At 59.5% G+C, this 25,825-nt stretch carries 22 protein-coding genes; 10 read left to right on the top strand and 12 right to left on the bottom strand.

The annotated features are described in order from the left end of the window. Nucleotides 1-30: 30 nt before the first annotated feature. From cysG to HCG46_RS28045, 12 genes are all read right to left on the bottom strand, one after another. Complete coding sequence (gene cysG / locus HCG46_RS28100; RefSeq protein ID WP_168688154.1) at nucleotides 31-1,575, bottom strand: siroheme synthase CysG; 1,545 nt, start codon at nucleotides 1,573-1,575, stop codon at nucleotides 31-33. Further along, a complete protein-coding gene (locus HCG46_RS28095; RefSeq protein ID WP_168688139.1) occupies nucleotides 1,550-4,231 on the bottom strand; it encodes a nitrate reductase in 2,682 nt (893 codons plus the stop codon). Before HCG46_RS28095 ends, cysG begins: the two co-directional genes overlap by 26 nt. A 22-nt stretch (nucleotides 4,232-4,253) precedes the next feature. Next, nucleotides 4,254-4,703: a cyanase gene (gene cynS, locus HCG46_RS28090; protein ID WP_023001126.1), complete on the bottom strand. Its 450-nt coding sequence runs from the start codon at nucleotides 4,701-4,703 to the stop codon at nucleotides 4,254-4,256. A 9-nt stretch (nucleotides 4,704-4,712) separates the two neighbouring features. Continuing rightward, a complete protein-coding gene (locus HCG46_RS28085) occupies nucleotides 4,713-6,446 on the bottom strand; it encodes a bifunctional protein-serine/threonine kinase/phosphatase (RefSeq protein WP_168688153.1) in 1,734 nt (577 codons plus the stop codon). A gap of 63 nt (nucleotides 6,447-6,509) precedes the next feature. After that, nucleotides 6,510-7,355: a formate/nitrite transporter family protein gene (locus tag HCG46_RS28080; RefSeq protein ID WP_055654787.1), complete on the bottom strand. Its 846-nt coding sequence runs from the start codon at nucleotides 7,353-7,355 to the stop codon at nucleotides 6,510-6,512. Nucleotides 7,356-7,386: 31 nt separating this feature from the next. Continuing rightward, a complete protein-coding gene (gene nirD, locus HCG46_RS28075; RefSeq protein ID WP_023001123.1) occupies nucleotides 7,387-7,728 on the bottom strand; it encodes a nitrite reductase small subunit NirD in 342 nt (113 codons plus the stop codon). Next, nucleotides 7,725-10,178 carry a nitrite reductase large subunit NirB gene (nirB, locus tag HCG46_RS28070; protein ID WP_168688138.1) on the bottom strand — a complete coding sequence of 818 codons (2,454 nt, stop codon included), beginning with the start codon at nucleotides 10,176-10,178 and terminating at the stop codon, nucleotides 7,725-7,727. The genes nirD and nirB overlap by 4 nt, the downstream gene beginning before the upstream one ends. A 17-nt stretch (nucleotides 10,179-10,195) precedes the next feature. Next, entirely contained in the window at nucleotides 10,196-11,956 is a 1,761-nt protein-coding gene (locus HCG46_RS28065) for a nitrate ABC transporter ATP-binding protein (RefSeq protein WP_168688137.1), read from the bottom strand. Nucleotides 11,957-11,966: 10 nt separating this feature from the next. Beyond that, complete coding sequence (locus HCG46_RS28060) at nucleotides 11,967-13,049, bottom strand: ABC transporter permease (protein ID WP_023001120.1); 1,083 nt, start codon at nucleotides 13,047-13,049, stop codon at nucleotides 11,967-11,969. Nucleotides 13,050-13,140: 91 nt separating this feature from the next. Continuing rightward, complete coding sequence (locus HCG46_RS28055) at nucleotides 13,141-14,541, bottom strand: CmpA/NrtA family ABC transporter substrate-binding protein (protein WP_168688136.1); 1,401 nt, start codon at nucleotides 14,539-14,541, stop codon at nucleotides 13,141-13,143. 365 nt (nucleotides 14,542-14,906) lie between these two features. Beyond that, nucleotides 14,907-16,016, bottom strand: coding sequence for a CmpA/NrtA family ABC transporter substrate-binding protein (locus HCG46_RS28050; protein WP_168688135.1), 1,110 nt, complete (start codon nucleotides 16,014-16,016; stop codon nucleotides 14,907-14,909). 60 nt (nucleotides 16,017-16,076) lie between these two features. Then, nucleotides 16,077-16,664: an ANTAR domain-containing protein gene (locus HCG46_RS28045; protein WP_023001117.1), complete on the bottom strand. Its 588-nt coding sequence runs from the start codon at nucleotides 16,662-16,664 to the stop codon at nucleotides 16,077-16,079. A gap of 206 nt (nucleotides 16,665-16,870) precedes the next feature. Here HCG46_RS28045 and HCG46_RS28040 point away from each other — a divergent pair, with 206 nt between their 5' ends. The 10 genes from HCG46_RS28040 to HCG46_RS27995 form a co-directional block, all read left to right on the top strand. Beyond that, complete coding sequence (locus tag HCG46_RS28040; protein WP_200863770.1) at nucleotides 16,871-17,056, top strand: DUF4089 domain-containing protein; 186 nt, start codon at nucleotides 16,871-16,873, stop codon at nucleotides 17,054-17,056. Continuing rightward, on the top strand, nucleotides 17,053-18,465 hold the full coding sequence (locus HCG46_RS28035; protein WP_168688134.1) for an AtzE family amidohydrolase: 1,413 nt from the start codon (nucleotides 17,053-17,055) through the stop codon (nucleotides 18,463-18,465). Before HCG46_RS28040 ends, HCG46_RS28035 begins: the two co-directional genes overlap by 4 nt. Before the next feature lie 6 nt (nucleotides 18,466-18,471). Continuing rightward, the gene (locus tag HCG46_RS28030; protein WP_168688133.1) at nucleotides 18,472-19,365 is read left to right on the top strand and encodes a LysR substrate-binding domain-containing protein; all 894 of its coding nucleotides are present in this window, start codon (nucleotides 18,472-18,474) and stop codon (nucleotides 19,363-19,365) included. Nucleotides 19,366-19,556: 191 nt separating this feature from the next. Next, entirely contained in the window at nucleotides 19,557-20,684 is a 1,128-nt protein-coding gene (locus HCG46_RS28025; RefSeq protein ID WP_168688132.1) for a TIGR03364 family FAD-dependent oxidoreductase, read from the top strand. Between the two features lie 9 nt (nucleotides 20,685-20,693). Next, nucleotides 20,694-21,476: a phosphonoacetaldehyde hydrolase gene (gene phnX, locus HCG46_RS28020; protein WP_168688131.1), complete on the top strand. Its 783-nt coding sequence runs from the start codon at nucleotides 20,694-20,696 to the stop codon at nucleotides 21,474-21,476. Then, nucleotides 21,473-22,969 (top strand): sulfatase-like hydrolase/transferase, encoded by a 1,497-nt coding sequence (locus HCG46_RS28015; protein WP_168688130.1) that lies wholly within the window; start codon nucleotides 21,473-21,475, stop codon nucleotides 22,967-22,969. The genes phnX and HCG46_RS28015 overlap by 4 nt, the downstream gene beginning before the upstream one ends. A 141-nt stretch (nucleotides 22,970-23,110) precedes the next feature. Then, entirely contained in the window at nucleotides 23,111-23,875 is a 765-nt protein-coding gene (locus HCG46_RS28010) for a trypsin-like serine protease (RefSeq protein WP_209009659.1), read from the top strand. A gap of 166 nt (nucleotides 23,876-24,041) precedes the next feature. Next, nucleotides 24,042-24,851: an NAD kinase gene (locus tag HCG46_RS28005; protein WP_031269325.1), complete on the top strand. Its 810-nt coding sequence runs from the start codon at nucleotides 24,042-24,044 to the stop codon at nucleotides 24,849-24,851. Nucleotides 24,852-24,995: 144 nt separating this feature from the next. After that, the gene (locus tag HCG46_RS28000) at nucleotides 24,996-25,520 is read left to right on the top strand and encodes an Hpt domain-containing protein (protein WP_023001108.1); all 525 of its coding nucleotides are present in this window, start codon (nucleotides 24,996-24,998) and stop codon (nucleotides 25,518-25,520) included. A 107-nt stretch (nucleotides 25,521-25,627) separates the two neighbouring features. After that, the coding region (locus tag HCG46_RS27995) for a caspase family protein (RefSeq protein WP_353621848.1) at nucleotides 25,628-25,825 on the top strand (198 nt) is incomplete at its 3' end.

Raw genomic sequence — 25,825 nt, 5'->3', positions numbered from 1 at the left:
GATCACCAGCTGATTTGCCGCTCAAACAAATCAAATAGCTGCAGATTTGCCAAGTGTCCGAATGCCTCGATTTTCAGCTCCGGCCATTTCCCCTCGCACAGAGAAGACCTGATTGAATTCAAATCCTTCACCTTGCCCGTCCTGACGGCCTGTTGCCCGAAAGACCTGCCCCACTCCGATGAGGACCGGACCTTCCAGTCCAAGCAAATCGACACCGCGTTCAAGTTCGTCCAGCGTTCCCGACCAGCGCTTTTCGTCGGTGCGGGATATTCCCGAAACGGCAACGACGGGGGTCGCAGCGGACAAGCCCTCGGCAACAAGCCGGTCTCTGATACGGCCGGCCATGCGCGCCCCCATGTAGAAAACGGTCGTGGTGGCTGGGTCGGTGAGCGCAGCCCAATCTACGGTTTCCGGCAAATCTCCCTTGCGCGAGTGGCCGGTGACAAACCTGACCGACTGAGCATGGTCACGGTGCGTCAGGGAAACGCCCAGGCGTGCCGCCATGGCAGAGGCCGCTGTGATGCCGGGAACAACGGTTGCCGGGATGCCTTCAGCAGCAAGACGGTCGAGTTCCTCTCCACCACGGCCGAAGATCATCGGATCTCCGCATTTGAGCCGCACCACGTGTTTGCCCTGTCGTGCCAGCAAAACCATCATGTCGTTGATGTCTTCCTGGCGGCAACTTTGCCGGCCACCTCTTTTTCCGACCAGCATCCGCCTGGCTTCTCGACGCGCAAGTTCGAGAACCGCGTCATCGACCAGATCATCGAAGAGAATGACATCAGCCGATTGCAGCGCACGCACGGCTTTCAGTGTCAGATATTCGGCATCGCCCGGCCCTGCCCCCACAAGGGTAACTTTGCCTGCGCCAGACGTCCTCGCATCCTCCAGAAGTGCTTCGGCGAGATGCTCTTCCTCTTCAGGCGCCGAACTGCCCGAGAAGGCAAGATCGGAGATCCGCTCCCAGAACCGGCGCCGCTGTGCCCCCGCGTCCAGCAGGGAAAGCGTCTTTTCCCGCAACCGGCTCGCCAGCTGCGCCCATCCTTGCAGACTTTCAGGCATCAGCGTCTCGATCCGCCGTCGGATCGCCTGGCCAAGAATCGGCGCGACTCCATTGGTCGAGATACCGATCACGACCGGTGACCGGTTTACGATGGACCCGAACTGGAAGTCGCAATAGGCGGGGTTATCGATCACATTGACCGGAACTCCCATGCGCCGCGCGGCCAAAACAAACGCTGCGGCTTCTTCGTCACTCTCTGCATCGGCAATCGCAAGGGCTGCGCCCTCTAAGTCTTGCTGCGACCAGCAGGACCGGTGATGTATGAAACGCCCCTTGATGCTGCCGGCCGCAAGAAGTGCCTCGAAAGCCGGCTCCAGTTCCTGTGCGTGAACATGTACGTCTGCCCCGGCAGCAGCCAGCAGCTCCGCCTTCCAGGCGGCAGCTTCCGTGCCGCCTGCTAGCAGGACTTTTCTTCCTTCAAGCGGAAAGAACAGCGGCAGGCTTGCAAGAGCCCCCACGCGTGCCGGACGGCTCCGGCGCTTTACCTCAGCTGGCTTGCGCAATGTCGGCATCATCGAGGCTTTCCTTTGCAATTTCATCGAGAAGCGTCTGGATTTCCGAGCGGCAGGAGCCGCAATTCGTGCCGGCTTTCAGTGTTTCACCGATTGCACCGACACTCGTCGCACCGCAGCGTGCGGCTTCGGCAATCTGGTTGCAGCCGATCTGGAAGCAGGAGCAGACCAGCGCCCCCGGATCCGGCCTGTCTGCCGGCACGCGTCCAGCAAGAACCCGTGCCCGCTCCTGCGGCGAAACAGGCCCCTCATCCAGAAGCCCGCAAGCCCATTGGCGCGAGACTTCCACCGGGGATGCGGAAAAGAAGAACGCTGCCTGTAGCACATCGTCCCGCCACTCGGCCAAACGTCTCCAGCCAGCGGCACCGTCCGATATATCGGTCGTCTCGTTGCTGGACGAGGTCAACGCAGCTGCGATTTCCGCGAAATCCGCATCGGCTTTCGCCGCGAACTCAAGCCGGTAACCGCCAGGCACAGGAGCAAGGGCCCAGTAGTCGGCAGCGATCTTCTCCGGTCGCTGGCGCAAGACGGCAAAACCGAACCAGGCCATTTTCGCTTTTGCCACAGCCACAGGCGAGAACTTGGATCCGGGCTGTCCGGAATGGGGGTCTGTCTCGGGCGCCATGACCGCATCGATGCGGGCTTTCGATGCAAGCTGGTCGGTCCAATGCATCGGCACGAAGACTTCTCCCGGGGCGACCCGGTCTGTCAGTAGCGCCCGCACCACCACGGCCCCATAAGGGCTTTTGACCGTCACCAGATCTGCCGGGTCGATCCCGAGCTTTTCGGCATCGATCGGGTTGAGTTCGGCAAAAGGTTCGGCAAAATGCGCGGTAAGGCGCGGCGTCTTGCCGGTGCGCGTCATGGTGTGCCACTGGTCGCGGATCCGGCCCGTATTCAGGGTGAACGGATAGCGGCGCTCTGTTTGCCGCGGAGCCTTGAAAACAACAGGCACGAACTGCCCCTTGCCGCTTTCGGTGAAAAATCCTCCGCCAGCAAAGAACCTCGTATCAGCTGGTAGTGCCCCCGCCGGCTGCGGCCACTGAAAGGGCTCCATGGCATCGAAATCGGCATCAGACACGTCCCGATAAGAACCGATATCGAAATCACGGCTGCCTTCGTTCCGAAACCCGGAGAGTGCTGCATGCTCACGGAAAATCGCCGAAGCCCCTTCATAGGAAAAGGCCCCGGCAAAGCCCATGCGTCTTGCGACTTCGCTCAGGTGCCACCAGTCGGGGCGAACCTCACCGGGAAGCTCCAGGAACGCACGCTGTCTTGAGATCCGGCGCTCGGAGTTGGTAACCGTCCCGTCCTTTTCACCCCATGCGGCTGCAGGCAGCAACACGTTCGCATAGGGAACCGTGTCGGCTGCCCGCGTTACTTCCGAAACGACTACAAAGGAGCATGTTTCAAGAGCTTCTGCCACGCCATCTGCATCCGGCAGGCTGTCCACCGGGCTTGTCGCCATGATCCAGAGCGCCTTGATCCGGCCTTCCCGCACGGCCTTGAAAAGCTCAACAGCTTTCAAGCCGGACCGATCAGCCACGACCGGGCTTTGCCAGAAGTCCTGCACGATCCCGCGGTGCTCGGCATTTTCCAAAGCCATGTGGCCGGCGAGCATATTGGCCAGTCCACCGACTTCCCGGCCGCCCATGGCGTTCGGCTGACCCGTGACGGAAAAAGGGCCCATGCCGGGCTTTCCGATCCGTCCAGTTGCCAGATGTGTGTTGACGATGGAATTGACCTTGTCCGTGCCTACGACTGACTGGTTGACACCCTGGCTATAGACGGTGACTGTCTTTTCCGTCCGGGCAAACATCTTGTAGAAGAGTGCGATATCCTGACGTGACAGGCCGGTCTTTTCGGCTATCTGGCCGATCTCGCAGGGTCCTGCAGCCTCAACTGCCTTCTCAAGTCCTTGAGTGAAGCGATTGACATAGCTGTCATTCACGACAAACGCTTCCGCCAGAAAGGCGAGCAGCCCGTTAAAGAGGGCAACGTCCGTGTCGGGCTTCAATTGCAGGTGCAGATCGGCGATGGCGCAGGTCGCTGTCTTGCGCGGGTCCACTACGACCACCCGCAACGCCGGGTTTGCAGCCTTGGCCGCTTCAAGGCGCTGGAACAGGACCGGATGACACCAGGCGAGATTGGAGCCGACCAGCACAACAAGGTCTGCCAGTTCAAGATCTTCATAGGTTCCCGGAACCGTGTCCGAGCCGAATGCCCTGCGGTGCCCGGCAACCGAAGATGCCATGCAAAGGCGGGAATTGGTGTCGATATTCGCCGAACCGATGAACCCTTTCATCAGTTTGTTGGCGACGTAATAGTCTTCGGTCAGGATCTGGCCGGACACATAAAACGCAACGCTATCTGGTCCATGTTCCCGAATGGCATCCTGAAAGTTGCGCGCGACAAGATCGAGCGCGTCATTCCAGTTGGCGCGTTCGCCGTCGATTTCCGGATAGAGCAATCTGTCATCCAGCGAAAGCGTTTCTCCAAGGGCCGAACCCTTGGAACACAGCCGGCCGAAATTGGATGGGTGCTTGGGGTCACCTGCAACAGTCACCGTCCCGTCCGGGTGCCGGGTCGCGAGGACGCCGCAGCCGACACCGCAATAGGGACAGGTGGTCCGGATTGTTTTTTCTTGTTCGGTCATGCCATCAATCCCGGTTCTTGATTTACCAGGCGTTGTAGCCAAGGTATTTGCCCGACATCTCGATCTTCACCCGGTCTCCCTTGGGGTTCTCAACACGGGTTACCGACATGTCGAAATCGATGGCCGACATGATGCCGTCGCCGAATTTCTCATGGATCAAAGCCTTGATTGTCGGGCCGTAGACACCGACGATTTCATAAAGACGGTAGATGCACGGATCCGTCGGCACGGTCTGCGACCAGATCTTTGTTGGGCTCTCCTGCAGTACTAGCGCCGCTTCCTGCGGCAGACCGAGTGTCTCCGTGATTGCCTTTGCCTTGTCTTCCGGCATGGCGTTCATGCCCATGGCCGCCGAATGGGTCCAGACAGGCGACATGCCGATCGCTTCGGCAATGCCTTCCCATGTGAGCCCCGCCTGGCGCTTCGCCGACAGGATCATGCTGGTAACGTCTTCACGGGTAAGAGCGGTCATGAAAATCTCCTATGAATTGCCGAAGAGTTGAAACAAGAGGATGGCGCAGAGCACCGCGAGAACAGCAGAGACGATCTGCCAGAAGCGGACTGGATCCCGTTCCGCCAGAGGGACAAATCGATCTGAACTGAAGGCCGGGTTCGGGCGACGAAGATCTTCCAGGAAGGCGCTCAGCGCTTCGTAGCGCTTGCCCGGCACGGGATGAACCGCGCGGCAAAGCGCGCCATCGACCCAGTCCGGAACCCGTTCCGTGACAGCTGTCGCACTGCGATAGCGCAGGGCAGCCTGTGCCCGCTCACTGGTTGCCCTGGCAACGGCCGCACCATAGGGCAAACGCCCGGTCAGCATTTCGTAGGCGATCACACCGAGCGAAAACTGGTCGCTGTACTCAGTCCCGAGGTAGCCGAGAAACACCTCTGGTGCGGTATATTGGTGGGTGCCGAGGATCTCCCCCTTGTCGAGCGAAGGAGCGGCTTCCATCACGCCGGCGATCCGCACCGACCCGAAATCGATGATTTTCACCGTGCCGGACGTGTCGATCATGATGTTTTCCGGCCGCAGGTCCTGATGGACCATTTCCTTGCGGTGGAAGGCCATCAATCCCCTGGCCACCTGCTCCAGAATCCCGCGCACGGTCTGAAGGCTGGGGTGAGGATTGTCGATCATCCACTGGCGAAGCGTCTGGCCTTCGACAAACTCCGATGCCAGAAAAAGCGTCTGACGGCCCTGCGGATAGGTGGAAGCCTTCAACACATGCGGCGATGAAATCCGGCGTGCAACCCACTCCTCCAGCGCGAACCGGCGCAGATAGTCTTCCTCTCCGCGTAAATCGAGCGACGGAAACTTGAGCGCCACCGGTACGCCGGTTTCTTCATTTTCCGCCAGATAGATGTGGCTGCGGCTGGTGGCGTGCAAGCCGCGTATCAAACGGAACCCCTCATGGCTGCCAGGTACCTTCGGCAGCGGCGCCGGTGGCAAGGTGCCTTCCCCGTTCAGGAGATCATCTGCACCGGGTTCCGCGATGTCGATGACCCGCACGATCTGAACGGTCAGATTGTCGTCGCTGCCTGCAGCCAGCGCCTTTTCGACAAGTGTCCTGGCTGTCTGATCGAGCGCTTCGCCGGCCAGCACGGCGTCGGCCATATCCTTCGCCCGCAAGAAGCCATGGACACCATCCGTCGTGAGGACAAACAGATCGCCCGGACGAAGATCGAACACGGCATAATCGATATCGACAGATTGCCCGACCCCCAGAGCCCTGCCGAGATAACTCTCCTGTTCGGAAATCCGGACAGTGTGGTCTTCCGTCAGCTGTTCCAGGCTCTGGCCGGAAAGACGCCAGATGCGGCTGTCACCAACATGGAAGAGATGCGCCTTGCGCCCCTTCAGGACCAGGGCAGAAAAGGTGCAGACATGGCCCCTGTCGAGATCATCGACCTGTTTCGTCTGGCTGAAAAGCCAGGAATTGGCGGCAGAGATCACCCGGACGGCAGAGGTCTTCACTGTCCAGGCTTCAGAGGTGCAATAGTAATCGGAGAGAAAGGATTTGACGGCCGTTTCGGCTGCGACATGCGCAACCGGACTGGAGGAAATGCCGTCCGCGACAGCAAGTGCGATGCCCTTGTGCACCAGGGCCGGGCCGTCCGGCACCATGGCGCCATGAAAGTCCTGGTTCAGGGCTTTCCGTCCGGCAGACGAATGCTGGCCGGTCTCGACGCTCAAGGTGGTATGGCGGACTTGCATCAGCACGGGAAATGGCTCCTCGGGAAAAGACGCTCCGCCGCCAATGACGGCGGAGCGTCGCACTTATTCGGCAGGCGCTGCGACCGGCGCCTTTTCGTAGCCTGCCTTGCGGGATGGCGACGTCTTGTAGTGGGTGGCGTAGATCATGCCGCCGACGAAGGTCAGCCCACCGACCAGATTGCCGACAACAACCGGAATTTCGTTGTAGGCAAAGTAGTCGAACCAGGTGAAGTTGCCGCCGAGCATGATGCCCGAGGGGAACAGGAACATGTTCACGATCGAGTGCTCGAAGCCGAGATAGAAGAACACCAGGATCGGCATCCACATCGCCATGATCTTGCCGGAGACAGAGTTCGACATCATCGCGGCGACAACACCGGTCGAAACCATCCAGTTGCACATCACTGCGCGGATAAAGACTGTCAGCAGCCCCGCCCAGCCGGCGGCGGCATAGCCGAGTGTCCGGGTTTCACCGATCTGGCCAATCTTCTGACCGACGGCGTTCGGTTCCTGGCTGAAACCCATGGTGAAGATGATCGCCATGAACACCGCCGTGGTCAGGGCACCTGCAAAATTGCCAGTAAAGACCAGGCCCCAGTTCCGGAACACACCGCCCCAGGTGCAGCCCGGACGTTTAGCGATCACGGCCAGCGGCGCCAGCGTGAACACGCCCGTCAGAAGGTCGAAGCCGAGCAGATAGAGCATGCAGAAGCCGACCGGGAACAGGATCGAGGCGACCAGGAAATTACCGGTATTGACGGCGATGGTCACGGCGAAGGCGGCGGCAAGGGCAAGGATGGCGCCTGCCATATAGGCCCGGATGAGCGTGTCCTTTGTGGACATGAAGATCTTCGCTTCACCGGCGTCGATCATCTTGGTGGCAAATTCCTGTGGCGTTACATATGACATCTGAATTCCTTTCGCGAGAGTGCTCGGCCGGTCAGACGGCTTCGTGGGAATAGGAAAGATCGACAAGGATCCGGCCATCCTCCAGCCGGACGGGGAAAGCTGCCGTGCGGCCTTCGTCAGCTCCTTGCGCGGCTCCCGTTTCCAGGGAGATCACCCAGTTGTGCAACGGGCAGGTCACACATCCGTCATGCACAATGCCCTGACTGAGAGGCCCGTTCTTGTGCGGACACTTGTCTTCCAGCGCAAAGACGTCGTCCTTGGCGGTGCGGAAGATGGCGATGGTCATGTCGCCATTCTTCACGCACCGCGCTCCCTCCCTAGGAATGTCTTCAAGGGTGCCGATATGGACCCAGTTACGGATGTCGGCAGTCATTCGGCAGCCTCCTTCGTCAGAACAGCCATCGGCTTGAATTCATGCTTGTCCTTGCCGGAGACACGCTCCGACCATGGGTCGACCTGGGCGAATTTCTGGGAGAAGACGAAACGGTCGAAATACGCCACGCGCATCGCCTTATCGTCCATGATCTGGCGACGGATCTCCTCCAGACCTATGCGTTTCGCCCACTTGTAGATCCGCTCCAGGTAGTGGCCCTGCTCGCGGTACATCTGAGTGAGCGCAGCAACATGCTCGATCGCCTCATCCTCGGTCTTCACCAGGCCCAGAACTTCCGTGCCCTTGATGTCAAGACCGGCAGCTCCGGCGAAATGGATCTCGTAACCGCTGTCGACGCAGATGATGCCGATATCCTTGCAAGTTGCTTCCGCGCAGTTTCGCGGGCAGCCGGAGACCGCCATCTTCAACTTCGCCGGGGTCCATGAGCCCCACATGAACTTTTCCAGCTTGATGCCGAGACCGGTGGAATCCTGCGTGCCGAAGCGGCACCAGTCCGTCCCGACGCAGGTCTTCACGGTCCTGAGACCCTTGGCGTAGGCCTGCCCGGAAACGAACCCGGCCTTGCCGAGGTCCGCCCAGACTGCCGGCAGGTCTTCCTTCCTGATGCCAAGCATGTCGATGCGCTGGCCACCGGTGCATTTCACCGCCGGAATGTTGAACTTGTCGACCACATCGGCAATCGCCCGCAGTTCCTTGGAAGAGGTCATCCCGCCCCACATGCGCGGGACCACCGAATAGGTGCCGTCCTTCTGGATGTTGGCGTGGACACGCTCGTTGATGAAACGGGACTGGTAATCATCCGCATATTCATCCGGCCAATCGGAGACCAGATAGTAGTTGAGCGCCGGCCGGCACTTGGCACAGCCGCCGGAGGTGGTCCATTCCAGTTCCTGCATCACTGCCGGAATGGATTTCAGCTCCTTGGACTTGATCAGGCGGCGGACCTCGTCATGGCCCAGGTGCGTGCAACCACACATCGGCGTTACGGCCGCCGGGTTATAGGCATCGCCCAAGGTCACCTGCATCAGTTGCTCGACCAGCCCCGTGCAGGTGCCGCAGGAGTTCGAGGCCTTTGTGTGGGCCCGAACACCGTCCAGGGTCGTCAGACCCTTCTCCTTGATCGTCGTAACGATCTTGCCCTTGCATACGCCGTTGCAGCCGCAGATTTCCGCATCATCCGGCAAGGCTGCAACGGCCGCCGTAGGGTCCAGCGGGGACCCTCCCTGGTAAGCCTGACCAAAGATCAGCGTCTCGCGCATGTCCGAGACGTCGGTACCTTTTTTGAGGAGGTCGAAGAACCACGGACCATCGGAGGTCTCTCCGTAAAGGACGGCACCGACGATCCTGTTGTCTTTCAGGACGATGCGCTTATAGACGCCGGCCGACGCATCACGCAGCACGATCTCTTCCCGGTCGTCGCCTTCGGAAAAATCGCCTGCCGAATAGAGATCGACACCTGTCACCTTGAGCTTCGTCGCGGTGACCGAGCCCGTGTATTCGGAAGAAGCGCCAAGCAGATTGTCGGCAATCACACCCGCCATTTCATAAAGCGGCGCGACAAGCCCGTAACACATGCCACGGTGTTCGACGCATTCCCCGAGCGAGAAGATGTCCGCATCGCTGGTGCGCATGTCATCGCCAACCAGCACACCGCGATTGACGTCCAGCCCGACCTCCCTGGCAAGGTCGGCCGACGGGCGGATGCCGACGGCCATGACGATGATCGAGGCTTCGATCTCAGTGCCGTCGTCAAGGCGGATGCCCCTCACCTTGCCTGCATCATCACCCAGGATTTCATGACTGTTTGCCTTGGTGCGCACGTCGATGCCGCGACGTTTGAATTCCGCTTCGAGCAGGAACCCCGCAGCCGGGTCGAGCTGGCGTTCCATCAGGGTCGGCATCAGGTGCAGAACGGTTACGTCCATGCCCTGCATCTTGAGACCGGCTGCCGCTTCAAGACCCAGGAGCCCACCGCCGATGACGACGGCACGTCCGCCCCGTTTGGCCGCATCCAGCATCTTTTCCACATCGTCCAGATCGCGATAGGTCAAAACCCCGTCCAGGTCCTTGCCAGGAAGCGGAATGATGAAGGGGGAAGATCCCGTCGCGATCACCAGCTTGTCGTACTTGGCGGTGACGCCGTTTTCCGAGGTAACCGTTTTGGCGTCCCGGTCGATCTCGGCAACCCGGGCTCCCTTGTGAAGCGTCACGCCATGTTCGGCATACCAGTCGTCGCCATGGGTGATGATGTCCTCGTATGACTTCTCGCCTGACAGCACGGGCGACAGCATCAGCCTGTTGTAGTTGACCCGCGGCTCTGCATTGAAAATGGTGACGTCATAAGCATCCCTGTCTTTTTCGAACAGGTTTTCGAGCATCCGCCCGGGTGCCATGCCGTTGCCGACGATGACAAGTTTCTGTTTTGTCATGGCTTTTCTCCAGACTTTCATTCGGCTGCTTCGGCTGCCGCGGTTTGACGGGCCATCCGTGCGGCCCGCTTTTCCTGAATGGATTTCAACTGGTCTTCGCTCGGGTCCGCGCCGCCTTCATAGGCTTCCAGGAAGTCCAGAAGCTCCTCGCGGTAGGCGTAGTAATCCGGGTGGGCGAGCAGCTCCTTGCGCGACCGCGGCCGTGGCAGGTCCACTTCCATGATGTTGCCGATGCGGGCATTGGGCCCGTTCGACATCATCACCACCCGGTCGGCGAGCAGGATGGCCTCATCGACATCATGCGTGACGCAGACGGCCGTCACCTGGGTGCGTTTCCAGACGTCCATCAGGACGTCCTGCAGCTCCCAGCGGGTCAGGCTGTCGAGCATGCCGAAGGGTTCGTCCAGCAGCAGGAGCTTCGGCGACAAGGCAAAGGCCCGTGCAATGCCGACGCGTTGCTTCATGCCGTTGGAAAGCTCCGAAGCAGCCTTTTGCATGGCGTCCGACAGACCGACCTTGCCGAGGTAATATTCAATCACGTCCCGCTTTTCGGCCCTGGACGCATCCGGATAGACCTTGTCGACCCCAAGCTCGACATTCTCGTATGCTGTCAGCCAGGGCATCAGGCTCGGCGCCTGGAAAACGACGGCACGGTCCGGACCGGCCTGCGTCACATGAGTTCCGTCCAGTACGATGGCACCTTCGGTGATCTTGTTGAGCCCGGCCACCATGGACAGGACCGTCGACTTTCCGCATCCGGAATGGCCGATCAGGGTGATAAACTCGCCCTTCTTCATTTTCAGATCGAAACCGTCGACAACCGTCAGCGGCCCCTTCGGCGTCGGATAGACCTTCTTCAGCTGAGAGAAGTCGAGATAACGGTCCTGAACCGCGGATTCCGATGCCCGCTCATAAGCCGCCGGAAGCTTGTCGGCAGGCTTCGGACGCTGGGTAATCGGAACGATGTCCGGCAGAACGATTTCCCGCTCCAGATCAGCGCCACGCTCGGCACCAGCCTCCATCAGGTATTCGGTGACTTCGGCACGCAGGCGAATGAAGTCGTCATCGTGATTGAGTTCACCGCGATCGCGTGGCCGCTGAAACGACACCTTGAACTCCGGACCGAGCGTTGCCGGTGTGCCGGGCTTCAGGGGTATGATCCGGTCTGCTAGAAGGATTGCCTCATCGACATCGTTTGTGATGAGAATGATGGTCTTCTTCTCTTCGTCGCAGATCGCGGCGAATTCGTCCTGCAGCTTCGCGCGGGTCAAGGCATCAAGAGCGGACAGCGGCTCATCCAGCAACAGAAGCTCAGGCTGCATGGCGAGTGCCCGTGCCACGGCAACGCGCTGACGCATGCCACCGGAAAGTTCCGACGGCTTGCGGTCCCTGGCATGCCCCAGACCGACCATCTCGATGTACTTGTCGCAGATCGCCTTGCGCTCAGCGGCGCTCTTCTTCTTGAAAACGCTGTCGACGGCCAGCGCCACATTGCCGAACACCGACAACCACGGCATCAGCGAATAGGACTGGAACACGACGCCCCGATCCTGGTGCGGCCCGTCAATTTCCTTGTTCTTGAAGATGATGCCGCCCTTGTCCGGCTCGATGAGACCGGCCAGCAGGGAGATCAGCGTGGTCTTGCCGGTGCCGGAAAACCCGACGATGGCAATGAACTCGCCCTCTTCCACTTTCAGATTGATATCGTCCAGCACATCCGTCCGGGTGGCATTTTCGCCATAGGATTTGGAGACGCCGGAAATTTCCAGAAAGGACATATCCGTCTCCTTAGCGATTGGCCGAGAATGTGAAGGCGCGCTGCAGGGCAAACATCAGCCGGTCAAGCATGAAGCCGATGATGCCGATGGTCAGGACAGCGACCATGATCTTTGCGAGCGACTGGGAAGAGCCGTTCTGGAATTCGTCCCAGACGAATTTTCCAAGCCCCGGGTTCTGCGCCAGCATTTCTGCCGCAATAAGCACCATCCAGCCCACACCCAGCGACAGGCGAAGCCCGGTGAAGATCAGCGGCAGAGAGGACGGCAGAACCAGCTTGGTAACGGTCTTCCAGGTCGGCAGCTGCAGAACACGGCCGACATTCATCAGGTCCTTGTCGACCGAGGCCACACCCAGCGCGGTGTTGATCAGGGTCGGCCACATGGAGCAGAGCGTCACGGTGACGGCGGAGATCAGCAGGGATTTAGACAGCCAGTCGACAGGATCGGCATAGGTTGCCGAAACAATCATCGTGACGATCGGCAACCATGCCAGCGGCGACACCGGCTTGAAGATCTGGATCAGCGGATTGATAGCGCCGTTGAAGGAGCGCGACAGACCGGAGGCAATGCCAAGCGGCACGGCAATCAGCGTTGCGATCAGGAAGCCGAGGCCGACGGTTTTCAGCGAGGTGCCGATCTGGTCGATATAGGTCGGCTTGCCGGTATAATCGCGCCACTTGATCTTGTCGGTCTTGCCTTCAGCTTCGTATTTGGCGTTGCGTTGTTCCTGGCGATCGTAGAACGCAGCGGCCTTGTCACGCTCGCGCTCATGATCGTCCCAGAGGTTGACCGCCTGGCTCCAGACGGCCGCCGGCCCGGGAACTGCGCCCAGGGATGTCTGCACCTGGGGCGCCAGCGCTCCCCAGAGGACGAGAAAGGCGATGATGCCCAGAAGAGGAATCACGAGAACGCGTTTGAGTTCCCCCAGCTGCTCCTTCGGGCTGTCGCCTGCGGCAATTTTCAGGAGCGGCACGGTCCAGGAAAGGCCGAGCGCATCCAGCCAGCCGGCGGCCTTGTTGATCCGTGTGAAGAGCTTTTCCCGGCGTGCGGCACGGGCAAGGTCCTGACTGCCTGCGGTATCGGCATTGGCCATGTCGTCAATCCTTGTTCGAATTCTGTCGGTTCGTGTCGAATGAGAAAAACGAGCGGCGGGGCTGCAGACCGCCGCTCAAGTTTGGGGAAGATCAGCCGCCCACGACCTGGTTGCCGTCGACCACCTGCTTGCCTTTCAGGCCGATCGGAAGGCTGTCGATGTAGGCGTTCGGCTGCTTGCCGTCGTAGGGAATGCCGTCGATGATGTCCGCCGACGGGGTTGGAGCGCGGTAGCCGTCCGTTTCCCAGGGGAAGTCTTCCTTGGCCACATGCCCTTCCTCGACCAGCATTTCTGCGGCTTTCAGATAGATGTCCGGGCGATAGACCGACCGCGCGACTTCGTCGTACCAGCTGTCGGGTTTGTACTCGGAAATCTGCCCCCAGCGGCGCATCTGGGTCAGGTACCAGACGGCGTCGGAATAGTAGGGATAGGTGGCGAAGTAGCGGTAGAAGACGTTGAAGTCGGGAACGTCTCGCTTGTCGCCCTTCTCATACTCGAAGGTGCCGGTCATGGAGTTGGCAATCACTTCAGCGTCCGCACCGACATACTCCGAGCGGGACAGGATCTCGACGGCTTCCATACGATTGGCATTGTCGTTCTCGTCCAGCCACTTGGCCGCGCGGATCAACGCCTTGGTAAGCGCAAGCGTGGTGTTCGGATATTCTTCGGTAAATTCCTGCGTCAGACCGAAGACCTTCTCCGGGTTGTTCTTCCAGATCTCGTAATCGGTGATGACCGGAACGCCGATGCCCTTGAAGACTGCCTGCTGGTTCCAGGGTTCGCCGACGCAATAGCCATAGATGGTGCCGGCTTCCAGCGTTGAAGGCATCTGCGGAGGCGGAGTGACCGACAGCAGAGCGTCTGCCTGGATCTGGCCGGAGATATCCGAACTGGAATAGAAGCCCGGGTTGATATCACCGGATGCCAGCCAGTAGCGCAGTTCGTAGTTATGGGTGGAAACTGGGAAGACCATGCCCATGTTGAACGGCTTGCCTTCGGACTTGAACTTGTCGACGACCGGCTTCAAGGCGGTTGCCTTGATCGGGTGAACCGGCTTGCCGTCGTCCTGCATTTCCAGGTGCGGCTTCATCATCTCGAAGATCTCGTTGGAAACGGTAATGCCGTTGCCGTTAAGGTCCATGGAGAACGGCGTCACGATGTGTGCCTTCGTGCCGAAACCGATGGTGGCCGCCAGCGGCTGTCCGGCCAGCATGTGCGCCCCATCCAGTTCGCCCGTGATGACCCGGTCGAGCAGAACCTTCCAGTTGGCCTGCGGCTCCAGGGTTACGAAAAGGCCTTCTTCCTCGAAATAGCCGAGCTCATAGGCAACCGCGAGCGGAGCCATGTCCGTCAGCTTGATGAAGCCGAAGGTGAGTTCGTCCTTTTCGACATCCAGCATCTCGGCATAGGCGCTGGAAGCGGACACAAGTGCCGTGGCTGCCATCAGGGCGCCAAATGCGTTCCGGCGGGTGATATTCAGGGTCTTTTTCATTGTCGCGTCCTGTCCCTCGTTCGTCCTGCGCCCTCTTCAGCCGGGCACAGGAGCAATAAAAAAGCCGCCGACCGAACCGCATGACGGGAGGAATTCCCATGCGGTTCAAATCGGCGGCTTTGCCTGTGCACCCGGCAGTGGGTGCGATATCTGGTAGGCCAGCGTCGGCCTCACCTGCTTAAAAGCACGAACTGTGCCAATTTGGAGAAATTGGCTTTTCTCTTTATTTACAGATACTTACTCTTTGTGAAAATTTTGACCATATGCTCAAGCTGCATATTTGATCATCGAAGCTTGCAGGCAACTGAACGAATTTTGTGCAACGCAACCAGACTGCCCCGGCGCCAGGCGAGCTGTCTCGGAAGTTAAAAACGGGCGCCGTCAAACATTTCTATGGTCATGTCTGTCGCTTCTCCGGTCAGCTCCAGAGCCTCCAGATAGGCGGTCGGAGAAAAGACCTTTTCAACTTCGCTTTCCGCCTCTCGCGAACGCTCCACCTGCCCCCAGCGAACCATCTGCTCGTAGAACCATTTGCCGTGGACCGGCATTGGCGCCGCCTTGAGCCCACCCGAGAAGGTCAGGAAGTCCGGAACGTTCTTCACCGAGACCGGGCCGAGCCTGATACGGCCCGATAGCGCTGCAAGGCAGATTTCAGCGGGGCAAGCCAGAAGGTCCGGCCTTGCGAGCATGTCGGCCAGCTCGGCATTGTTCTTCGGATCGGCGCACCAGTCGGCGGCTGCCGAAAAGGCACGCATCAGCGCGGCCAGCGTTTCCGGGTTGGCTTCGGCCCATTTGCGCGTCACGCCCAGCACTTTTTCCGGACTGTCCGGCCAGATGGCCTGTTTGTAGGTTGCAATGCGCCCCGTTCCCGCGTCGACCGCAGCCGTGTTCCAGGGCTCGCCAACGCAATATCCATCGAGCTGACCGGCGGCCAGGGCATCCGCCATGACCTGCGGCGCCAGTACGGTAATCTCGACATCCCGGTCCGGATCAATTCCGGCGGCGGCGAGCCAATAGCGCAATTCATAGGCATGGCCTGAAAACGGGTGCACAACCCCGAAATGAAGCAGCGGCACATCCGCCTCCTGCTGGTTGGCAATCACCCGCGCGAGCGCCGCACCGGTCGACGTCGGGTCGCCTTCCGGATCGGCTCCGACAGCCGACATGTCCGCCCAGAGTGCGTTGGAAACCGTAATTGCGTTGCCACCTAGCCCCAGAAGCATGGGCGCCAGCATGGGCACGGCAAGACTGGTCAGGTTGAGGCTGGATGCAATCGGCATCGGGGCGAGCATATGCGCCACGTCAAAATGACCGACCGAAATTCTGTCTCGAATATTGGCCCAGGATGTTTCGCGGATAAGCTTAAGCGCGATGCCTTCCTGCTCGGCAAAACCGAGTTCGGCAGCTGCCACGACAACGGCACTGTCCAGAAGCGGGATAAATCCGGCGATGACGGGCTTCAAGTTCGTATCCATGATACTCCAGTCCCCTGGTTGGCCGCTTCTCCCCACTCGGTGTTTTTTGTTGTCATCGCGTCAGTCTCCCAGAAGTCCGCTGGCGATCACCAGGCTCTGCGCCACATCAATGATCTTCCGGCTCTGGTTCATGGCCGTGCGACGCAACAGGTCATAGGCCTCCTGCTCGCTGAGCCCCTTCGATTTCATCAGGATGCCCTTGGCCCGATCGATGGTTTTCCGGTCTGCAAGTTCAGAGCGCACTTCCTCCAGCTCCTCCGTCAGCCTGGAAAACGCGCGAAAGCGGCTGATCGCCATATCAAGGATCGATTTGACCCGCTCCCGCTTGAGCCCGTCGACGATATAGGCCGACACCCCAGCATCGACGGCCGCCTCGATGGAATGGCTGTCCGACTTGTCGACGAACATCGCAATCGGTCGCCGCACCGCGCGCGACACCTGAAACATGTGTTCCAGCTGGTCGCGATTCGGGTTTTCCAGATCGATGACAATCACATCCGGATTGATGTCGGCGATCTGACGAACCAGTCCTTCCATCTGGTGAACAAGAATGACCCTATCGTGCCCGGCATCGTGCAATCCCTGCTCGATGATCGAGGCACGGATCTTGTTGTCATCTATAACCAGAATGGAAAGCCCGCCGCTCATGCCGCCATTATGCGCAGGGCTATTTTTTATGCAACAAAAATGCTGCGCCGCAACAAAGCTGTCCTGTGGAGACATTCTGAAGTGACCCTGGAACGCGTGAAACCGGACTTGCAAAAGACGGGAACCAAAAGAAGATTTCTCCTCTGGACAGAACCCCACAGCCTTAGAATGATGCACCGGGAAAATTCAGGATGAAGGAAAGCGGGATGGCGGACACGTTTGAGCCGAAGGCGCATGTGGCCCACATGGAAAAGATGTTGGGGCTGACGATCGAAGAAGATTGGCGCCCTGTTGTGGAAATGCATATCGCCGCGATCGAGAAAGCTGCCGAAGCCGTCCTGGATTTTCCGCTGGAAGACCACGCCGAAGCCGCACCGGTCTTTGTTCCATGAGCCAGGACAACAGCAAACTGAACACCCGCTCGGCGGCTCAGACGGCCACAGCCGTCAACAGCGGCGACATCAAGGCTCTGGAAGTTGCCTACGCATCTCTCGAAGCTATTGAACGTCTCAATCCGACGGTCAACGCCTTTACCGACGTCCTGGGGGAGCGTGCACTTCTTGAAGCGCGCGCTGTCGATGACGCGATTACAGAGGGCCGAACACTGCCACTCGCCGGTGTCCCATATGCGGTCAAGAACCTGTATGATGTCGAAGGTCTGACAACCCGCGCCGGCGCGAAGATCAATCGCGAAAACCCGCCTGCTTCTGCCGATGCGACTTTGGTCCGCAAGCTGAAGGACGCTGGCGCAGTTCTGGTCGGCGCGACCCACATGGGCGAATACGCCTATGATTTTACCGGCGAGAGCGCACACGACGGCATCTGCCGCAATCCTCATGATACGGGTCATATGACCGGGGGGTCCTCCTCCGGATCTGCCGCGGCAACGGCTGCCGGCATGGTGCCGCTGGCAATGGGCTCCGATACCAATGGCTCCATCCGCGTACCGGCCTCGTTCTGCGGCCTGTTCGGCTTGAAACCGACCTATGGCCGCCTCAGCCGTGCAGGCACATATCCGTTTGTCGGCAGTCTCGATCACCTAGGCCCACTCACACGATCGGCAGAAGATCTTGCCCTGATCTTTGACGTCCTGCAGGGCCACGACCCCGCGGACCCGGCCCAGGCAAACCATCCGGAAATCGAGACCCATAACCGGCTGCAGGAAGATATCGGCCCGCTGCGCATTGCCGTGGCAGGTGGCTATTTCCGCGACAAGGCCCTGCCGGATGCCCTGAATGCAGTGGATCTTGTCGCCAAGGCGCTTGGGGCAAGCCTTGAGATCGACATTCCGGAAGCTGCCCGGGCCCGCGCCGCGGCCTATGTCATCACGGCGGCCGAAGGCTCTACCCTGCATCTCGGCCGTATCCTGGAACGGCCGCAGGACTTTGACCCGGAAACGCGTGACCGCTTCCTGGCGGGAACCATGGTACCGGCAATCTGGGTCCAGCAGGCCCAGCGCTTCCGGAGCTGGTTTCGCGACCTCTTCCGCAAGATCTTCGAGAATGTCGATGTTCTTCTGGCCCCGGCCACCCCCTTCCCGGCCCTGCCGTCAGGTACCAAGACCTTCACGATCGGCGGCGAGACCATGCCGGCCCGTCCCAACATCGGCCTGTTTACCCAGCCAATCTCCTTCATCGGCCTTCCCGCGGTGACGGTACCGGTCTGGCTGGAAGGGGCGACATTGCCGATCGGTGTTCAGGTGATCGCCCCTGCCTGGCGCGAGGATCTGGCGCTTCGTGTCGCTCACCACCTGGAACAGACAGGTATCTGCCGCGCGCCCGTCGCCAATTTGACGGCCTGAAGCCCGGTGAAAAGGGAACAGGCCCGCACCACAGGAAACCTCAGCCTGGCGCAACTGCGAGCGCTGGAAGCGGTGGTGCGCACCGGAAGCTTCACAGATGCGGCGAAGGAAATCGGCGTCTCCCAACCCTCCATCTCCAATCACATTCAGGGTCTGGAAAGCCGCTTCAAGACAAAACTGCTGGTAAAGTCCGGATATTCAGTTTCCGCGACGCCGGTTCTGGTCTCTCTATTGCCCCGCATCAGGGCCTTGCTGGCATTGGCAGGCGATCTGGAAACCGAGCTGTCTCACCACCGCGCCCTTGCGGCTGGTGAACTCAGGATTGGCTATTCAACCTATCAGCTCGCCATCCCGATCATCTCGGCCTTCATGGCGAAACACCCGACCATCTCGATCGAGGCCCGCGCCCTTGCAAGCCAGGACATCATCAACCTGATCGAAACAGGCTCTCTCGATATCGGCTTCATTACCGGGCGCGAAATTCCGGCAGGCCTCGAAGGCGAACTGATCCTGAAGACACGCATTGTCCTGGCGGTTCCTCCCGAACACCCGCTGGCGAAAAAGGAGAGCGCTTCCTGGAAAGACGTCGCCGAGCTCCCCCTCCTCCAACGCGAAGGAAGTTCCGGTACCCGCAGGCTGTTCGAAGCCGCTGCCACGCTTGCCGGGACAAGACCCAAGACCGCACTCGCTCTTGGCTCGTGGGGATCAATCGCAACACTGGTCAGATCCGGCTCGGGTATCGGTGTCGCGCTGGAAGCGGAAATCACCGAGCGCGACGGTTGTGTCGGTGTCAGGATCGAAGACGCGAACCTCAACGCAAACCACTTTGCAGTCTGGCAAAAAGACATGGGTACGGTTGCCGCCATAGAGGCATTTCGAGCCGGTTTGCCCGCTTCATGACAAATAGAAGTCACCCGTCATTTGATAATTAAAACCTATACATTCTGATCTTTGATAGACCGAAAGGCACTTCCGTGATTACTGGCGCCTGACGCTTACAAAACCACTGCACCAGAGTCGATTCCATCGCCCGCGACAAAAGCGTGATACTGACTTCGAACGGCTCCAGCACATTTCCAGAGACCGCCTGAATGAAACAGAGATCTTATGACCTTGCGATCGTCGGTGCCGGGATCGTTGGGCTTGCGCACGCCCTCGCAGCAGTCAGGCGCGGCAAGAAAGTTGTCGTCATTGATCGCGACAGCCAGGCAAATGGCGCCTCGATCCGCAACTTCGGCTTTGTGACTGTTACCGGCCAACAGGCAGGCGACTGCTGGCAGAAAGCGTCGCGCAGCCGACAGGTGTGGGCAGAAGTTGCGAAAGCCGCCCGCATACCGCTGCTGCACGAAGGTCTGACCATGACCGCAAGGCTCCCGGAGTCGGAAGCTGTTATCAACGCGTTTCTGAAGACAGAAATGGGTGCGGAGTGTCGGCGCCTTACACCCGCTGAGGCCTCCCTCAAGGTTCCCTGTTTGCGACAGGAGAAAATCACCTGCGCGCTCTATTCGCCGCTGGAAGTGCGCGTGGAATCGAAAGATGCCCTGCCCCGGATCGCCAATTGGCTGAAAGAAGCCCATGCCGTCGACTTCCTCTGGCAGACAAGCGTCAATTCTGTCGAGGCGCCGAAGCTTCAGACCTCGCGCGGGACGGTGCCCGCGGAGACCGTGATCATCTGCCCGGGCGACGATGGCACGACGCTTTTTTCTGACCGGATCGCCACTTACGAAGTCACACGCTGCAAACTGCAGATGTTACGCGTCGCCCCTCGCAATCGTATCGACCTTGGCACCGCAGTCATGTCTGACCTCGGCCTGGCGCGATATCTTGGCTATGCCGAACTCCCCCAAGCAGAGCCTTTGAAAGCCCGGCTGGATCGGGAGATGGTTGATCACCGGGAAAACGGCATTCACCTGATCGTTGTCCAGTCCGAAGACGGCAGTCTCGTTGTCGGCGACAGCCATCATTACAGCGCGACACCCGATCCGTTCATCGACAAGACCGTGAACGACCTGATCCTGGGCGAGATGGAGACGATCCTCGATCTCGGCCCCTATGACATTTCTGAAACCTGGATCGGCACCTATGCCTCTGCCCCGGACCGCTGGCGCTTCACCGATGCGCCGGACGATAGTACCCGCATTGTCGTCGTCACGGCCGGCTGCGGTGCCTCCACCGCCTTCGCCATCGGCGAGGAAACCATTGCCGATCTCTATGCGTGAGGAAACAAGATGAGCAAATTCAAAGCCGTGGTCTTCGACTGGGCCGGCACCATGATCGACTTCGGATCCTTTGCCCCGATGGGTGTCTTCGTAAAGGCCTTCGAGACCTTCGGCATTACCGCAACCATCGACCAGGCACGCGGCCCGATGGGCAAACCGAAGTGGGACCACATCCGCTCCATGATGGATGATCCGGACATCTGCGCCCAATGGATCGCCAAATACGGCCACGCACCAACTGATGCCGATGTGGACAAGGTCTACAAGGTCTTCGTTCCAATGAACGAGGAAGTCGTCGCCGATTTCTCCGATCTCGTTCCAGGTGCTGTCGAGGTTGTCAGATTGCTTCGCGCCAAGGGCATGAAAATCGGCTCGACCACAGGCTATACACGCTCGATCATGGAACGCGTGCTGCCGAAAGCCGCCGAACAGGGTTATGAGCCGGACAATCTCATCTGTGCCGACGACCTGCCGGAAGGCCGTCCCGGTCCGCTCGGCATGTATCAGTGCTTCGTCGATCTGGTGGCCTATCCGCCGAGCGCGGTCATCAAGGTGGACGACACTGAACCGGGCATTGCCGAGGGTGTTGCAGCCGGCTGCCTGACTGTTGGTCTTGCGCTGTCGGGCAACTATGCAGGCAAGACACCGGAGGAACTCGCTGCCCTTTCGAAAGATCAGGTTGACGTCCTGCGCCAGCATGCAACGGTAGAGCTGAAAAAAGCCGGCGCCGATTACGTGATTGATACGGTCGCGGATCTGCCAGCCCTGATCGAGAAACTGGAAGCGGAATGACACGTCCGAATATCCTGCTGATCACCGCTGACCAGTGGCGGGGCGATTGTCTCGGCACAGTTGGACACCCTGTTGTCAGGACGCCGAACCTTGATGCCTTCGCCGCAACGGCAACAGTTTTCGAGCAGCATTATGCAGCAACGGCTCCGTGCTCTCCTGCACGGGCCTCGCTCTATACCGGACTTTACCAGATGAACCACCGGGTCGTGTGGAATGGCGCGCCACTCGATGATCGGTTCGACAATATCGCCCGTGCTGCCCGCCGGGCCGGATATACGCCAACGTTGTTCGGCTACACCGATACCTCACCCGATCCGCGCCTGCATCACCCGAACGATCCTGTCCTGACTTCCTATGAAGGTGTTCTGCCCGGCTTCTGGGTACGCCAGCCTCTTGCCGAGGACGAAAAGCAATGGCTTTCCTGGATGGCCTCACGCGGCCACGATCCCGCAGGTTTGCCTACCATCCATCACGTGGAACCCGAAGAAGGTGAAAAAGTCAGCCTCAAGGCAGCCAGGTATTCGAAGGACGAAACCCAGACCGCCTTCATGACGGATGCCTTCCTCACCTGGCTTGGAGAACAGGAAGAAGACCGGCCATGGATGGCGCATGTTTCCTTCCTGCGTCCGCATCCGCCGATTGCCGCTCCTGCCCCCTATAACACCCTCTACCATCCGGATGACGGGCCGGGTTTCTCCGGGGCACCAACTGCGGCGGAGGAAGCTGCGTTTCATCCCCTAATGGAAGCCCTGCAGGACTATCAGCAGCTGGCCTCCCATTTACCTGGAACCACTGACTTCGTGCGTGATCTGACGGAGCGCGATCTCAGGCGGTTGCGAGCACTTTATTACGGCATGATCACCGAAGTTGACGCACAGCTCGGCCGGATCTTCGAGGCGCTGGAACCACTCGAAAACACGTTGGTTATTTTCACTTCCGATCATGCAGAGATGATGGGCGATCACTGGATGCTCGGCAAAAGCGGGTTCTACCGCGAGAGCTACCACATCCCCCTCATGATACGGGCACCGGGTGGCGGTGTAGCGAACCGGGTCTCCGCCTTTACCTCCTCGACCGATATCTTCCCGACGCTCCTGGATCTGCTGGATATCGAACCTGAGCATGCTCTGGACGGAGCCAGCCTGCTGCCGTACCTCAGCGGACAAACGCCTCTGTCCTGGCGAGATGCTGCCCTTTGGGAGTTCGATTACAGGCAATTTCTGAAGAAATGGCCGGAGAAGTTCCCGGCATCTGCCCATGAAGGATCCTCCACCGCACTTTGCCGCCTCGGGCCGGAATGGCAGTTCGTGCATTTCTCCGGAATGCCCAACATTCTGATGAAGGCCGCCTGCAAGTCCACCGCGCCGGTCAACGAGGCGGCCAGTCACCCGGACCTGGTGATCGCCAACCTTGATGCCCTTGTGGCAACCCGGATGCGTCACAACGACGAGACCCTGGCCCGCACCCTGGTCTGGGACTACTATCGGGAATAGCCTGGACTTTCGCAGGTCCGCTTAGCGTGACGTTAAGCGTCGAACGACAGAATGAACCCTCCATAGGGGCTCTGAAGAATGCGTCAGACTTTGCGGAAAAATCAGCTTTTCACCGGGATTGGACGGAGTGTTCTCCGGACCATGGGGCTGGCTCTCGTCGCCCTGCTCTCGCACCAGCATGTGTCCGCGGCCCCGATTGAGCTCAAGGTCATTGACTCGATCGATCCACCCTGGCCGTCCATTGGACGGGTAAACGTTGCCGGCTTCAGGTCGACTGCCATGTGTACCGGCACCTTGATCGCACCCGATATCGTGCTCACAGCCGCCCATTGCCTCTACAACAAGACGACCCGCAAGCCCTTTCCGATCGAAGACCTTCTGTTCATGGCCGGTGTTCGGCGGGACGAATACTCCGCCCGCCTGGAACCTGCCTGCACCATCACCGCTGCAGGATACGAGCCACGGCAGAATCCCAGGTTGCGGGAGGTACACAAGGATGTCGGGATCATTTTGCTGAAGGAACCCAGCACATTACCGCCCGTTCCGGTGCTTTCGCTGGATGAGGCAACAGTTCTGACCAAGGACACACGGTTTCAATCCGCAGGTTACCGCCGCAGCCGCCGGTTTCTGCCAACCGTCGTGACCGCATGCAGGGTCATGGGAACCGCCGAGGACAGCTGGGTAACGGATTGCGCCTCGGAAGCCGGCGCATCGGGCGGTCCGCTCCTGGTGGAAACGCCGAACGGGCTCCGTGTTGCCGGCATCATGTCAGCCAAGATCGACGCCGTCCGCTCAGCCATCGTGCCTTTCCTGGAATGGCAGGACCTTTTGGCCAATCCGAGCTGCAGCGATGACAGTACTCCGGCAGCCCCGCCACTCCGGTCATCGCTTGATACGGACAACTGACGACAATTCAGCCGACGGGCATAATCTGAACCGAAAGACAAATTTTCTCTGCACCAACGCCGGTTGCCCGGTTATGGTGCTATTCCCTGAATTCGGCCCGGAGCAGCTTCGCAACGCATGCAGCTTTTTGGCCGGCAGACTGCCAGACGCAAAGACCCCTTGGCTCATGTACCAATCTGCGCCTCCTTCCAGTGCCGAACACTTCCGGCCGGTTTCCACCGACAAGCTCGCCTTTGTCGCCAGCGACACGGAGGAAGCACTCAAGGCTCAGGAAGACCTGTCCGCCCGCTACGGCAATGTTCCGGTGGCTGAAGCCGATGTCATCGTGGCTCTCGGCGGCGATGGCCTGATGCTGCAGACCCTTCACAAGCACATGGGCAGCAACAAACCGATCTACGGCATGAACCGTGGTTCGGTCGGCTTCCTGATGAACGAATACCGGGAAAACGACCTGAAGGACCGGCTAGCGCTGGCCGACATCACGACGATCCGGCCTTTGGAAATGACGGCAACGACCTCTGAAGGCATCCATCACGCCCTTGCCATCAACGAGGTGTCACTCCTGCGCCAGACATCGCAGGCCGCCCGGCTGCGCATCTCGGTCGATGGACGCGTCCGGCTGGAAGAACTTGTGTGCGATGGCATCATAGTCGCGACACCGGCAGGCAGCACTGCCTACAATCTATCTGCGCATGGCCCGATACTGCCAATCACCGCACAACTGCTCGCGCTGACCCCCATCAGCGCCTTCCGGCCACGGCGTTGGCGCGGCGCGATCCTGCCGAACGGCGCAAAGGTCGATATCGAGATACTGGATCCCGGCAAACGCCCTGTCAGCGCGTCGGCCGACCACACCGAAATCCGTCACGTCACCCATGTCGCAGTCCGGGAAGCGGCCGAAGCGGAAGGCGTGATCATGTTTGATTCTGATCACGGTTGGGACGAACGCATCCTCACTGAAATGTTCCGCTATTAGTTTCGAAACATCCTGGCGGAAACACCCTGTTAAGTATGATTGCCGATACTGCCAGCCACAGGCTCCGGCCGAATGCCCGAAGGCTTTGCCACCGAGGTGTTCTGAAGTCAGGACCGAGCGAGGATAACGAGGACATTTGCCGTCATGGCCGACACTGCCAAGGACCAGGAATATGAAATCTTGTCCCCGCCTTCGGACCTGCGCAGCAAGGTGCGGGAACTGACACCTCGCGAGGCCAAGAAATTCGATCCGGTCAAGGCGGCTGAAGCAGCACTCGAACGCTTGTCTTCCCATTTCGGAACCTGGATGAACAACGAGAGCGCCACACTGCTTCACGCTTGGGAAGCTGTTCGCGCACAGGGATTGAACGACGACACCCTCGCCGCCCTGTTTCAGGCTGCACACAATATCAAGGGACAGGCCCTGACACTTGGTTTTCCATTGGTTGGCGAAGTCGCCGCCAGCTTCTGTCACCTGATCGAAACCGTGCCGTCTCCCGACAAGTTGCCCCTGTCCCTCGTCGAACGCTACGTCGAAGCCATTCGCGCAATGGTCGCCGAAGGTGCAAAGGACGAAGCGAACAAGACCGGCGTCGAACTTCTGAAAACCCTGCAAGGCGTGACGGAAGAATATCTCGCACAATTTCCGCCGAAACCTGATGACGTCTGACGGACCAGTAGACCAATTGCCAACAAGGTTTATGCCGCAACGTCAAAGAGTTGATTGACTCAGGTTTCAAGCGCGCATAGCATTCGGCCTATTCATGGAGAATGGCCGTGAAACATTTTTTTTGTTTCTTTTTTCTTTTATTGCTGTCTTTGACTTCCGCACATGCCGAACGAAGGGTAGCTCTTGTAATAGGGAATTCCGGCTACGCGAATGTCGCGGAGCTGAAGAACCCCTACAACGATGCCAAGGGCATGTCGGACAAGCTGACGGACCTCGGATTCGATGTCGTCACAGGTCTCGACCTG

The organism is Labrenzia sp. PO1 (genome assembly GCF_012273635.1).
GTDB classification, from domain to species: Bacteria; Pseudomonadota; Alphaproteobacteria; order Rhizobiales; family Stappiaceae; genus Roseibium; species Roseibium algicola.
This window is presented reverse-complemented; position numbering and strand designations above follow the sequence as displayed.